Consider the following 472-nt stretch of genomic DNA (forward strand, 5'->3'; position numbering starts at 1 on the left):
TGGCGGTGAAGGTAGCGCTGTAAGTGCCGTCCTGATTGTCGGTCCAGCTCCCCTTCAGCGTTGCCCCGCTCACCGCAGTGGTCTGCACTACGGCTGCCTGCCCGGCCACCGGGTTATGCTGCGCATCCTGCAGCGTCGCCGTCACCTGCATATCCGACCCGGCCACATAGCTGGCCTTGTCCAGCACAATCGAGGAGTTCGCCTTCACCGGCGCGGCGGCCGTGATGTCAAACGGCGCAGACTCCACATCCCCGTCTGCCAGCGTCATAGAGGCCTTCAGGCCAGTGCCGGCGGTGGTGGCGGTGAACACGCCGCTGTAAGTGCCGTCCTTGTTGTCAGTCCAGTTACCTTTGATGACTGCCCCGGCTACCGCGGTGGTATTCACCACGGCATCCTGCCCGGCCACCGGGTTATGCTGCGCATCCTGCAGCGTCGCCGTCACCTGCATGTCGTCGCCGGCCACGTAGCCGGC

Annotated in this window: 1 protein-coding gene; it reads right to left on the reverse strand. The window is 65.3% G+C overall.

The features are described from left to right. A partial coding sequence (locus ACE38U_RS22385) for an invasin domain 3-containing protein (protein ID WP_375530539.1) occupies positions 1 to 472 on the reverse strand: 472 nt, incomplete at both ends.

The sequence above is a fragment of the Cedecea selenatireducens genome (assembly GCF_042138895.1).
Lineage (GTDB): Bacteria > Pseudomonadota > Gammaproteobacteria > Enterobacterales > Enterobacteriaceae > Cedecea > Cedecea selenatireducens.